Raw genomic sequence first — 11706 nt, 5'->3', positions numbered from 1 at the left:
TAAATCAACGTTTTTGGCGCGATTTAAAACTTGATGAATCCAGAGGATATATTTAGAACACAAGTTCACCAATGGGAACGCGATCAATATATGTCTCTATACTAAGAGGCTTGAACCCTTGATACAACTAGTATCAAGGGTTTTTTAATTCCCTATTATTACAATTTTATGTGGTTGCAAAATGAAAAACAACCACATAAAAGCCAATAATTAATAACAAGTAGTGATATCATAGAAAAACATTATCAGATAAACGTAAGTTTTATATAATTTGTGAAATGAAAAAGCCTTGATACTACGGTATCAGGGCTTTTTTAGTGAAGTTATTGGATATGTTAACTACTAGATAATGGATTGTTTTTGGTTATTTTGAATCATGTTACTAAGAAAATCTTTTCAAAAGAATTGATCTTATCTTTTTTAATCACTTGTGCTAAAACTTAATAATTCTTTACTGCCTGTACAACGCGACCAATTATTTTTACATCTTCAGCTGAAAGGTCGTAAGTTTTTGGTTCGTGGATAGGGTCATTACTCAATGGTATTAAAGTAATGATGCTTCCGGATTTTGAAATCTTTTTCACGGTAGCATCATAACCATTGACTTTTACAACAGCAATTTGTCCGTTTTCAACATAAGGAGTTTCCTCTACTAAAACATAAGAACCATCAGGGAATTCGAGATTCATGCTAGTGCCTTTTACAGTAAGATAAAAATACTTTTTACGCTTGTTTAAAAATGTACTTAGCATGGGTAAATAGCCTTCGATATTTTCTTCAGCGAGTATGGGTGTACCGGCTGCTACAGAACCAATGATAGGAATGTAAATAATGTTTGATTGATCGTTTTGGATGGTTTCATAAATAGAAACTTCTTCTTTAACAGTATTGTCCTCTTGAGTTGCGAGTCTTTCTAAATCATCAGTAGTGATTCCTAATCCCTTACAAACTTTTATGACATTATCAACAGATGCTTTACCAATCCCTCTTGATAACATGGATTGCAGTGTTGTGGGGGGGAGACCTATTTTTTCGGCGAAGGCTCTTTTACTATAGCCAGCTTCTTTTATTAAGCGTGTTACAACCTCTGCTTTTTTCATTACTTTCACCATCTTTCTTATTAAAATGTATACGATATTGCGTATTTCTGTATATATCATAACCTAACTAAAATTGTTAGTAAATAGAAAAGTATACGAAATTGAGTATTTAAATACGTTTTTTTGTTGACTAAATACGAAATTGAGTTTATATTTAAATGGAAATGAACGCAATATCGTACAAAAAACAGGTGGTGAGTAAATGTATCCGAATTTGCGTGCAGAGATGGCGAGAAAAAGAATTATGATTACACAAATTTCTTCGCATCTGAAACTTCGCCACGCAACAGTGAGCGACAAAATAAATGGTAAATTTCGTTTTTATTATGATGAAGCTTTTGAAATTAAGAAAACTTTTTTTCCAGAACATAGTTTGGAATATCTTTTTGAATTTGAAGAAAATGAAGCGAATTGAAATCGGAGGAAATTTACTTAAAATGTAACCCTATAATCGAATTATTGAATGATGATTTAATAAGAGGGTTCATATCAAAGTATTTAATTTAAATTCTGATAACTAGTTAATTTGTAAAAAGAAAGTAAAGAATTATGCGTAGTGCGAAATTATCTCAATGCAATAAAGATAGTCCAAAATTAGTAGTGAGGAGGAGATGAGGATGGGGCAATTAATTGACTCATCAGTACATAGTTCATTAGTATTTGAAGTTAATGGCAAAGTAGTAACGGATAGTTTGGTAATTGCGAAGATATTCAAAAAAAATCACTTCGACGTTTTGAAGGAAGTTCGAAAACAAATTGTATATGTAGGTGAAGAGTTTGGAGGAGAAAATTTTCATGAGTCCACTTATTTTAATTCAAAGAATAGGCGAATCCCTAAATATGATTTAACAGAAGAAGCATTCACGTTACTTGTTATGGGATATACCAGTAGAGAAGCGGTTGGAATGAAAATTAAATTTATGAAAGAGTTCAAACGAATGAAGCAATATATACAAAATCAAAAAAATGTGCCAAAGGACCCAATGGGGGTTTTAAAGTTAACATTTGCTGCGTTAGAAGGACATACTCAGCAGATACAAGAGATAAAGTCTGAGGTGAAGGGTTTGCGAGAAAATACGCCGCTTTATGCTATCGAGTGTGAAGAGATAACAAGGGCTGTAAAAAGCTTAGGTGTTATGTTATTGGGAGGTAAAAATTCAAATTCTTATCAGGATATCGGCCTTAGAAGGAAGTTATATAGAGATATTTATAGTCAGTTACATCGGGAATTTGGTGTGAATAGTTATAAAGCTATTAAACGTTATCATTTGGATAGAGCAATACAAATGATTAATGAAGAATATTCAATTCCAACTGTTTTAAATGAAGAAATTACAGTTAAAAACTCACAAATAAATATGGCAGACATTCAGTAGGAGGAAAGAACATGCAAAGAAAGATTTTAGTAATTACTAGCAGTTTAGCAGGGTTACCAACTGTCAGTGAATTTAAAACAAAAGAAGATGCAAAAGAGCAGGTTAGAAAGCTTATTCAAAAAGGAATGAGTCAAAATGTGATTCGTATAACACAAGAAATTCCAATGAATATCGAAATTCAAGTGGATGTTGAACTTGAGGAATAAGAGAGGTTTAGAAGAAAATAGATATGGATAGCATGATTGTTTTGAATGAATGCATAAGAAAAGAATCCGTTGCAGCGGATTCTATAAGAAAAAATATCTCTAGATAAGTATAACATTGAATACCGTTTTTGAGAATTTATGAGGTGGCTAGTATGGGGATTATTCGAGTGAAAAAAGATAGTAATTATTCCGTTATAAATAATACTGGTTTAAAAGATGAAAGGTTGTCATGGAAAGCGAAAGGAATCTTAGCCTATGCGCTTACATTACCAGACGATTGGACTTTTCATATTAGTGAATTAGCTCGACATGCTAAGGATGGAGAAGATTCGCTCCGTACAGGTTTTAAGGAATTAAAAGAATTAGGTTATGTAAAACGTTATCCTGTTCGTGATGGGAATACGAAAAAAATTACAAGGTGGGATACGGAAATTTACGAAACGCCACAAAGGGACATGCCACAAATGGAAAACCAAGATGTGGTAAAGCCATATGAGGAAAATCAGAAACTACTAAATACTAATAGACTAAATACTAATAAACGAAATAATAATGATTATGATGATATGGATAAATTAGAATCTCGTGTATTCATCAATGAGAGGGTTAAAGTAAGTTGTAACTTTATTAAGGGGATGGGCATTCCGTTAAGTGAAATTGCAATTGCAGAGTTGGGGAGCTTTTGTAATTTGTTTAGTGGGGAGTTAATTCAGCATGCAATTAATAAAGCTGTTGATGAGAATGCGCCAAGATGGAACTACATTAAGGCTATATTGAGGAATTGGAAGGAGCAAGAAGTTAAAACATTAGTTGATGTGGCTATACTAGATAGACGTTTCGAAATGAGCAAGAAAAAGAAATATAACGGGACAGGTAGGAAGTATTCAAATAGAAAAGAGATTGTACCCGATTGGTTATATAAAGATGATGAATCAACAAATCTGGAAGAGGAAAGAAAAACCGTGCAGTCTACTGATGAAGAGCGTGAGAGATTACAAGAAGTGTTAAATAAATATAGGTCATAAGAAAAAATGCTAGATGATTTACAAGCAATAAAGATTGAAAAGGCTAATAAGCATATTCATGCTATTAAATTAGTATTAAGAGACTTTGTAAAAAGAACGGAAGTGGGTGAATCAGTAAGTGTTCGAATGGCTCAAAGATTATAAGAAGTTAGAAGAAGAAATTGCTTATTTAGAATACAACTTAGATAAATCAAAAGCCGAATTGAAGCGTTGGATTAGCGGTGATTTGCAAAATGTACGATTAACCGCTGAATCGGAAGGGGCTAAGGTAGAAGGGCGGATTGAAGCAATTGAATATGAATTAGCTCATAAAATGAATGAAGAGTATGATTTAAAGCTTTTGATTAATAAGTTTACAGGACTGGATCATCAAATACTTAAAATGAAATATGTTGATGGAATGACTTTAGAGCAAATTGCGTTTGAATTACATTATAGTACAGGCTATATACGCCGAAAACATGCTGAAATAAGGAAGATTGTCAAGTTTTTAGATGGATTTTAGTGTTACCTTTTTGTAGGATACATGCAGTGTACAGAAAGTATTGAAAAAGTGATTTATAGTAGTAATATAAGATTTCGACGAAAGGGCAACTATTTTTATGGTTGCTCTTTTTGGTGTGAAAGAAGGTGAGTAATATGAAGTGATTTGATGGATTAATAGGTCTTTAGCTTCTAGTTATATTTAGTAAAGTAGTAGTTTTACAGGCGAAAATAATAGAAAAATAAGGAGATGTTTAATGATGAGTTTATTAGCTGCTTCAGTCAAAACAAAGAATTTGCCACAACAGGTGTTACGTTGGCAATCAATGGTAGAAAGCGAATGTTCTGCACAAGGTGTACCTGAGTTAGTTCCTTACGTGCTTGGAATTATTATGGTGGAAAGTGGAGGGAATTCTGAAACGACACCTGATATTATGCAATCCAGTGAATCACAAGGGTGGGCAATGAATACAATTAAAAACCCGAAAGATTCAATTTATTACGGAGTGAAGCATTTAAAGGGTGCTTTTGATGATGCGAAGAAAAATGGCATTACAGATTTAAGTGCCATTGTTCAATCATATAATTTTGGACGAGCTTACCTTCGCTGGTTAGCATCTAACAATAAACAGCATTCATTACCGGTGGCAGATCTGTATTCTAAAACGGTTGTTGCGCCATCACTTGGAAATACGACCGGTGCTATGGTGAAATATAGTAACCCTATCGCTGTTGCCTACAATGGTGGTTATCGATATAAAAACGGGGGGAATTTCTTCTACTCTGAAATTGTTAAACAATATGTAGATTTTGATGGAGGAACTGGTGGCGGTGACAATAAGCCGTTACAACCAAAAGGGCTGGGAATTGCAACGTCTAAATACCCAGAAGGATGGGGCATTAATTTATATAGTGGTCCTGGAAAAGATGCTTGGTTTACAGGTCATGTCATTAATACAAAAATGCCATATTTAATTATAGATGCTGCTTGGTATGGCGGGAATGAAAATATGCTTTGCTTAGGTTGGGAAGCCTGGGCAAAAGAAGAACACTTTGAAGTGCAGTGGTTCCACGCTTACTCAAAATATCCAGCAGGTTATGGTATTAACACATATGATGGTCCAAATGGAAATTATAAAGGAAATGTGGATGGATCTTATCCATATGGTGTTTTTGCGAGAAAAGATGGTTACATTGATATTGGACAAAACACATGGGTAAAAGAAGAGCATTTTAATGTAAGGTAATAACAAAGTTTTTTATTATTTGATTTAAAATTATAAATTTTAATATATAGAAAAAATATAAAAGGGTGCTTTTTTAAGTGCCTTTTTATATTACGTATGAATAGAAAGGAAGATTATTATGGCAAAATTTATTTATCCAACAGATACAACGAGAGTAACAAGTGGATTTCGGGGGAGCAGACCAGATCATCATGGGATAGATCTTGCTGAATCGGGCTATCATCCAATTTATGCAGCAGCTAGCGGACGAGTTAGTCGTTCTTATATTTCATCCAGTTATGGTGAATGTATTATGATTGTGCACACTATTGATGGGGTTACATGGGAAACAGTATATGCCCATATGCGTAGCGGTTCTCGAACAGTAAAAGAAGGTGATTATGTTACACAAGGACAAACTATTGGGGTTATGGGGAACACAGGGGATTCTAGTGGTCAACACTTGCATTTTGAATTGCATAAAGGGTCTTGGAACATCAATAAGAGTAATGCTGTGAATCCATTAGACTACTTAGGAAAAGGAGACGGTGGTGGTACAACTGACCCTTCTGATAAACCGCTACAACCAAAAGGGCTGGGAATTGCAACGTCTAAATACCCAGAAGGATGGGGCATTAATTTATATAGTGGTCCTGGAAAAGATGCTTGGTTTACAGGTCATGTCATTAATACAAAAATGCCATATTTAATTATAGATGCTGCTTGGTATGGCGGGAATGAAAATATGCTTTGCTTAGGTTGGGAAGCCTGGGCAAAAGAAGAACACTTTGAAGTGCAGTGGTTCCACGCTTACTCAAAATATCCAGCAGGTTATGGTATTAACACATATGATGGTCCAAATGGAAATTATAAAGGAAATGTGGATGGATCTTATCCATATGGTGTTTTTGCGAGAAAAGATGGTTACATTGATATTGGACAAAACACATGGGTAAAAGAAGAGCATTTTAATGTAAGATAATATCTTTAAATCAGCATGTATTAAGTAGGATGAAAAAACTTGTTATCATACCTCTTGAGATTAGAGTAATATCTGTAAAATGCTGGGCGGAATATAGAGTGCGATTTTTGAAAGAGCAACTGATGTGAAAAGTTGCTCTTTTTCTTTTTTTTGAATGTGAGGACCATAACCCATTATATAGAATATGGCCTGTCTGAGGATTTAGTTTCTAGATGTACTTAATAATTCAGTGGAATTTTAAATGATAAAAAATAAAAAAGGAGATAATCAGTAATGGAAATTAGAAAAAAATTAGTGGATCCAAGTAAATATGGTATAAAGTGTCCCAATACAATGACACCAGAATTCATCACAGTACATAATACGTACAATGATGCATCAGCAGAAAATGAGATATCGTATATGATTGGGAATAATAATTCAGTGTCGTTTCATGTTGCAGTAGATGACAAAGAAGCAGTACAAGGTATTCCGTTTGATCGTAATGCTTGGCATGCAGGTGATGGTAACGGAAATGGTAATCGTAAATCTATCGGAGTGGAAATTTGCTATTCTCTAAGCGGTGGGGATAGATATTACAAGGCGGAGGATAATGCAGCAATTGTTATTGCTCAGTTAATGAAACAATTCAATATACCGATTAGTAATGTACGTACACATAAATCGTGGAGTGGAAAGCATTGCCCACATCGAATGCTCGATGAAGGAAGAGTGGATCAATTCATTGAGAAGATAAACAAAGCATTTAATGAAGATAATAATAAACCACTACAACCAAAAGGACTGGGAATTGCAACGTCTAAATACCCAGAAGGATGGGGCATCAATTTATATAGTGGTCCTGGAAAAGGTGCTTGGTTCACAGGTCATGTCATTAATACAAAAATGCCATATTTAATTATAGATGCTGCTTGGTATGGTGGGAATGAAAATATGTTATGTCTAGGTTGGGAAGCGTGGGCGAAAGAAGAACACTTTGAAGTAGAGTGGTTCCATGCTTACTCAAAATATCCCGCAGGTTATGGCATTAACACATATGATGGTCCAAATGGTAATTATAAAGGAAATGTGGATGGATCTTATCCATATGGGATTTTTGCAAGAAAAGATGGTTATATCGATATTGGGCAAAACACATGGGTAAAAGAAGAACATTTTAATGTGAGATAAGGATATGAGAGTAGGATCACTCGTATGATTCTCTTTAATTTTTGAAAAGGAGATGAGAACGATGGAAGAACAAATCTTCAATTCAATGATTCAACAAGGAGCATTCGCAGCTTTATTTGTATGGATGCTGTTTACTACGCAAAAAAAGAATGAACAGCGCGAAGAACAATATCAAAAAGTTATTGAAAAAAATCAACAGGTCATTGAAGAACAAGCAAAAGCATTTAGTTCGTTGTCGAAGGATTTATCAGATGTTAAGCGAAAAATCTTGGGGAACGATGATGAGAAATAAAATATGGTATTAAAGTATTTGTCGCATATGCAGGTTCTCAAATAGGAATTCGATTCATATATAGCTAATGAGAAAAAGCCCTAATACCGATAAGTATTGGGGCTTTTTCTCATTAGCTATAGTGAATAAGGTTGTGGTGGATTTTTCAAGAGGAAAGAGTGAATGAAGTCTAATATTAATGTAAATGAAATGAAACTTTGAATGCTGCTTAGTTATAACATAGTCTTATTCAGGATTTCGTTAGTTAATTTTCTAAATTTAGGGAATAAATATAGTTTAGTACCTTGCAATAAATAATACTAAGTGGTATATTATGGATAAAACAGGTACCGTGTATTGAACAGTACTAAGATAGGAAAGGAGGATGGCACTTGAACGTTCAGTTTAAAAAAGGTGTGCTTGAACTTTGTGTATTAGCACTTGTAAAACGTAAAGATAGTTACGGTTATGAACTTGTTCAGCAAATTTCTAATAAATTTTTAATATCGGAAGGGTCAGTATACCCTTTATTACGTCGTTTGACGAAAGAAGGGTATTTTCAAACGTATTTAAAGGAATCTACGGAAGGGCCACCTCGTAAATATTATCAATTAACAGAGCAAGGGGAGACGCAATTTCATTTGTTAGTAACAGAATGGCGTGATTTTGCGAAAGGGGTACAAGAAATTATTGAAGGGGTGGAATGGGATGAGTAAAGAAGGGTTTCTTAAAGAATTATCAAGTTATCTTAGAAAGTTACCAGAGGAAGAGAGGCAAGATATTTTATTGGATTATGAAGAGCACTTTCAGTTTGGACTAGAGGAGGGGAAAACTGAATCGGAAATAATACAGGGCCTTGGTTCTCCGAAAGTAATCACGAAAGAATTACTTGCGATGTATCGCTTCGATGAAATGAAAAAAAATCCATCGACTTCAAATGTGACAAGAGCTGTTATGGCAGCGATTGGACTTAGTTTGTTTAATTTTATTATTGTGTTAGGCCCGTTAGTCGCAATTATTGCTTTTATATTTTCTTTTTGGATCGGTGGTATTGCTAGTGTAGTAACACCATTTTTCGTTATTGGAAAAGTATTTATGGGTACTTTTATATGGTTGGATCTTTTCGTTAGTATAACGTTTGTTGGGGTAGGTTTATTGTTATGTATTATCGCTTTTTATAGTACAAAGTGGTTTAAGAGATTGTGTGTACGATATGTAATATGGAACTTCAAAATGATAAAAGGAGAGTAAATGATGAAAAAACTATTTTTAATCGCTATCGCTTGTATCATTATTGGAATAATAGGAATTTCCCAAACATATGAAAAAGCAGTACAAACTGCTGAAAAAGGCGATAAAGAAAATGTAATTAAAAACGAAACATTAAAAAATATAGAAGTTAAGTTAGATGCCGGGGATATTATTGTCCAAAAATCTCCTGACTCTTCTTTTTATGTAAAGCAATCGGGAGATGTACGTAAACAAGAGATTCGTATCGCAGAAGATGGTGACACATTAAAAATTATTGGGGAAAGAGAAAAAGGTGCTTCATTTGATTTTTCTTTTTACAATTTTAGGTTTCAAACGTCTAAATTGACTCTCCTTGTGCCCGAACGCTCTTACCAAGATATAAAAGTAAATTCATCTGCTGGACAAATCGAAATGAGTGATGTGAAAAGTGATAGCGTAAGTGTTAGAACACTTGCTGGAGAAGTAGAGTTGAAACAAGTAACGGCTAAGAATGTGGAGGGATCGACAAAAGCTGGTGAGGTGAACTTTAAGAAGGTATTAGGGAAAGTGACCGCAAAAACAACAAGTGGGGAAATAAATATTCAAGATCATGATTCTAAGTATAATCTAGAAGCAAGTTCAACTGCGGGAGATATAGATATTACTTTATCGGAAAAACCACAAGATGCGGTAATTACTGGGCAAAGTGCTGCTGGAGATGTAACAATTTTTAATGAAGAAAATAAAAATGTAACAATTGGAAATGGTAGTAAAAAGATTAGCGGTAAAACGGCTGCGGGAGATGTGACGATTGAAACTCGTTAATAAGAAATAGAATGCATGGAAATCTATCAAAATACAAAAAGAAGATAATTACCGTATATAAATAAGGTAATTATCTTCTTTTTGTTATTTTTAATGTAAATCACGATATACGCCAATTACTTTCCCGATAACTGACACTTGTTTTAAAATGATAGGTTCTAATGAAGAGTTTTCTGGTTGTAGACGGAAATGGTCTTTTTCTTTATAGAAACGTTTAACTGTTGCTTCGTTATCCTCTGTTAAAGCGACTACAATTTCACCATTATATGCAGACTGCTGTTGGCGAACAACAACTAAATCTCCATCGAAAATACCAGCTTCAATCATACTATCTCCAGAAATACGTAACATGAACACTTTGTCTGCTCCAGCAACAATACTAGCTGGAAGTGGGAAATGTTCTTCTACGCTTTCGACCGCTGTAATTGGTAAACCAGCAGTGACTTTTCCGACAATTGGAACTTGAATAACAGATTGTGTTTCCGTATCCATTCGGTCTTCACCTAAAATTTCAATGGCACGTGGTTTTGTTGGATCGCGTCGAATGTATCCTTTTTCTTCTAATCGTGATAAATGTCCGTGCACTGTAGAACTAGAAGCGAGGCCGACTGCTTGACCAATTTCACGTACGGAAGGTGGATATCCTTTTTCTTGTACTTTTAGCTTAATAAAGTCGAGAATGTCTTGCTGGCGTTTCGTTAACTTTTCCATGTTTTCTAACACCTCGTTTTCTTTCATTTTTCTTATTAATAAGTATAACATGTGAAAAAACATTCTACAAACATAAGTTCGAACAAATGGCGGATTTATGTTACACTATAGGGAAATAATAGGGAGAAAGAGGGGTTCAAAATGAATGCAATTATTTATGCACGTGTGAGTACAACGAAAGAAGCGCAAGAAACATCATTATTACGTCAAAAAGATGAATTATTGCATTTAGCTGAGCGCTATCAAATGAATGTTACTAAGGTGATTGAAGAGAAGGCTAGTGGATATACAATTGAACGTGACGGTATATTAGAGGTGCTGGATACAATTCGAGACGAACAAATTGATGTGTTACTTATACAAGATGAAACGCGTCTTGGTAGAGGAAATGCGAAGATCGCGTTAATGCATTGTTTACATAAAGAAGGCATAAAAGTATATACGCATACACATAATGGTGAATTACAATTGTCGGATTCTGATTCAATGGTATTAGATATTATTGGTATTGTTGAAGAATATCAAAGAAAGATTCATAATTTGAAAATTAAACGAGGTATGCAACGTGCAGTAGAAAAAGGTTATCGTCCAGAAAAAAATTTAAAAAATCGTCATTTAAGTGTAGGAAGAGAGAAAAAAGAAGTGCCAATTGAGGAAATTGTACGTTTGCGAAAAAGTGAACTCACGTTTGAAGAAATTGCAGCAACATTACGTGGATTTGGTCATAATGTTTCAAAGGCGACTGTACATCGTAGATATGTAGAGTATACGAAGCAATTGCTTGATAAAGAAGAGTAACTATTGTATGATAATAATCAGTTTTGATTAGAAGGGGGATTCGAGATGATTAATCACGAACTCGTTGAACGCATTAACTTCTTAGCGAAAAAAGCAAAAGCTGAAGGTTTAACTGAAGAAGAGCAACGTGAGCGTCAATCGCTACGTGAACAATATTTAAAAGGATTTCGTCAAAATATGTTAAACGAACTTAAAGGTATTAAAGTTGTTAACGAAGAAGGTACAGATGTTACACCGACGAAATTAAAAGCTTTAAAAAAGCAAGATAATGCAAAATTAAATTAAAAGATGGGCGAAGCCCAT

The 11706-nt window shown here is 34.3% G+C and carries 16 protein-coding genes; 14 read left to right on the top strand and 2 right to left on the bottom strand.

Annotated features, from left to right (window positions below; translation table 11 throughout):
• Nucleotides 1-440 precede the first annotated feature (440 nt).
• A complete protein-coding gene (locus tag MR136_RS26460) occupies nt 441-1100 on the bottom strand; it encodes a LexA family protein (RefSeq protein WP_011110319.1) in 660 nt (219 codons plus the stop codon).
• A gap of 202 nt (nt 1101-1302) precedes the next feature.
• Here MR136_RS26460 and MR136_RS26455 point away from each other — a divergent pair, with 202 nt between their 5' ends.
• The 12 genes from MR136_RS26455 to MR136_RS26400 all read left to right on the top strand — a co-directional run bounded on the left by MR136_RS26455 (nt 1303) and on the right by MR136_RS26400 (nt 9894).
• On the top strand, nt 1303-1515 hold the full coding sequence (locus tag MR136_RS26455) for a hypothetical protein (protein ID WP_000283431.1): 213 nt from the start codon (nt 1303-1305) through the stop codon (nt 1513-1515).
• Between the two features lie 202 nt (nt 1516-1717).
• A complete protein-coding gene (locus MR136_RS26450; RefSeq protein WP_061457618.1) occupies nt 1718-2476 on the top strand; it encodes an ORF6C domain-containing protein in 759 nt (252 codons plus the stop codon).
• 11 nt (nt 2477-2487) lie between these two features.
• Complete coding sequence (locus tag MR136_RS26445) at nt 2488-2682, top strand: hypothetical protein (RefSeq protein WP_001189065.1); 195 nt, start codon at nt 2488-2490, stop codon at nt 2680-2682.
• 152 nt (nt 2683-2834) lie between these two features.
• On the top strand, nt 2835-3707 hold the full coding sequence (locus tag MR136_RS26440) for a DnaD domain protein (protein WP_000511420.1): 873 nt from the start codon (nt 2835-2837) through the stop codon (nt 3705-3707).
• A gap of 118 nt (nt 3708-3825) precedes the next feature.
• Entirely contained in the window at nt 3826-4212 is a 387-nt protein-coding gene (locus MR136_RS26435; protein ID WP_000464425.1) for a DUF1492 domain-containing protein, read from the top strand.
• Nucleotides 4213-4450: 238 nt separating this feature from the next.
• Nucleotides 4451-5437: a lysozyme family protein gene (locus MR136_RS26430; protein ID WP_033692154.1), complete on the top strand. Its 987-nt coding sequence runs from the start codon at nt 4451-4453 to the stop codon at nt 5435-5437.
• 118 nt (nt 5438-5555) lie between these two features.
• Nucleotides 5556-6398, top strand: a complete 843-nt coding sequence (locus tag MR136_RS26425; RefSeq protein WP_001051368.1) for a M23 family metallopeptidase — start codon at nt 5556-5558, stop codon at nt 6396-6398.
• Nucleotides 6399-6671: 273 nt separating this feature from the next.
• Nucleotides 6672-7568 carry a peptidoglycan recognition protein family protein gene (locus MR136_RS26420; protein ID WP_000405767.1) on the top strand — a complete coding sequence of 299 codons (897 nt, stop codon included), beginning with the start codon at nt 6672-6674 and terminating at the stop codon, nt 7566-7568.
• A 61-nt stretch (nt 7569-7629) separates the two neighbouring features.
• On the top strand, nt 7630-7860 hold the full coding sequence (locus MR136_RS26415; RefSeq protein WP_000392444.1) for a BhlA/UviB family holin-like peptide: 231 nt from the start codon (nt 7630-7632) through the stop codon (nt 7858-7860).
• Nucleotides 7861-8231: 371 nt separating this feature from the next.
• The gene (locus MR136_RS26410; protein WP_001102628.1) at nt 8232-8555 is read left to right on the top strand and encodes a PadR family transcriptional regulator; all 324 of its coding nucleotides are present in this window, start codon (nt 8232-8234) and stop codon (nt 8553-8555) included.
• A complete protein-coding gene (locus MR136_RS26405; RefSeq protein WP_017673064.1) occupies nt 8548-9090 on the top strand; it encodes a DUF1700 domain-containing protein in 543 nt (180 codons plus the stop codon). Before MR136_RS26410 ends, MR136_RS26405 begins: the two co-directional genes overlap by 8 nt.
• A complete protein-coding gene (locus MR136_RS26400; RefSeq protein WP_031312118.1) occupies nt 9091-9894 on the top strand; it encodes a DUF4097 family beta strand repeat-containing protein in 804 nt (267 codons plus the stop codon).
• Between the two features lie 90 nt (nt 9895-9984).
• Here MR136_RS26400 and lexA read toward each other — a convergent pair whose 3' ends face one another.
• A complete protein-coding gene (gene lexA / locus MR136_RS26395) occupies nt 9985-10605 on the bottom strand; it encodes a transcriptional repressor LexA (RefSeq protein ID WP_031312119.1) in 621 nt (206 codons plus the stop codon).
• A gap of 141 nt (nt 10606-10746) precedes the next feature.
• On the opposite strand from lexA, the gene MR136_RS26390 reads away from it, so the two are divergent.
• Nucleotides 10747-11403 (top strand): YneB family resolvase-like protein, encoded by a 657-nt coding sequence (locus tag MR136_RS26390; RefSeq protein WP_061457614.1) that lies wholly within the window; start codon nt 10747-10749, stop codon nt 11401-11403.
• Between the two features lie 45 nt (nt 11404-11448).
• Nucleotides 11449-11688 (top strand): DUF896 domain-containing protein, encoded by a 240-nt coding sequence (locus MR136_RS26385; protein ID WP_000607015.1) that lies wholly within the window; start codon nt 11449-11451, stop codon nt 11686-11688.
• The last annotated feature ends 18 nt before the right edge of the window (nt 11689-11706 follow it).

The organism is Bacillus cereus group sp. BfR-BA-01311 (genome assembly GCF_022664295.1).
GTDB classification, from domain to species: Bacteria; Bacillota; Bacilli; order Bacillales; family Bacillaceae_G; genus Bacillus_A; species Bacillus_A cereus.
Note: the sequence above shows the minus strand (reverse complement) of the source record. Positions and strands in the feature narration are given on the sequence as shown.

Bases quoted from the DNA above. Each gene is read 5' to 3' on its own strand.
- MR136_RS26460 (WP_011110319.1), bottom strand. From the start codon at position 1,100: ATGAAAAAAGCAGAGGTTGTAACACGCTTAATAAAAGAAGCTGGCTAT.
- MR136_RS26455 (WP_000283431.1), top strand. From the start codon at position 1,303: ATGTATCCGAATTTGCGTGCAGAGATGGCGAGAAAAAGAATTATGATT.
- MR136_RS26450 (WP_061457618.1), top strand. From the start codon at position 1,718: ATGGGGCAATTAATTGACTCATCAGTACATAGTTCATTAGTATTTGAA.
- MR136_RS26445 (WP_001189065.1), top strand. From the start codon at position 2,488: ATGCAAAGAAAGATTTTAGTAATTACTAGCAGTTTAGCAGGGTTACCA.
- MR136_RS26440 (WP_000511420.1), top strand. From the start codon at position 2,835: ATGGGGATTATTCGAGTGAAAAAAGATAGTAATTATTCCGTTATAAAT.
- MR136_RS26430 (WP_033692154.1), top strand. From the start codon at position 4,451: ATGAGTTTATTAGCTGCTTCAGTCAAAACAAAGAATTTGCCACAACAG.
- MR136_RS26425 (WP_001051368.1), top strand. From the start codon at position 5,556: ATGGCAAAATTTATTTATCCAACAGATACAACGAGAGTAACAAGTGGA.
- MR136_RS26420 (WP_000405767.1), top strand. From the start codon at position 6,672: ATGGAAATTAGAAAAAAATTAGTGGATCCAAGTAAATATGGTATAAAG.
- MR136_RS26415 (WP_000392444.1), top strand. From the start codon at position 7,630: ATGGAAGAACAAATCTTCAATTCAATGATTCAACAAGGAGCATTCGCA.
- MR136_RS26405 (WP_017673064.1), top strand. From the start codon at position 8,548: ATGAGTAAAGAAGGGTTTCTTAAAGAATTATCAAGTTATCTTAGAAAG.
- MR136_RS26400 (WP_031312118.1), top strand. From the start codon at position 9,091: ATGATGAAAAAACTATTTTTAATCGCTATCGCTTGTATCATTATTGGA.
- lexA (WP_031312119.1), bottom strand. From the start codon at position 10,605: ATGGAAAAGTTAACGAAACGCCAGCAAGACATTCTCGACTTTATTAAG.
- MR136_RS26390 (WP_061457614.1), top strand. From the start codon at position 10,747: ATGAATGCAATTATTTATGCACGTGTGAGTACAACGAAAGAAGCGCAA.
- MR136_RS26385 (WP_000607015.1), top strand. From the start codon at position 11,449: ATGATTAATCACGAACTCGTTGAACGCATTAACTTCTTAGCGAAAAAA.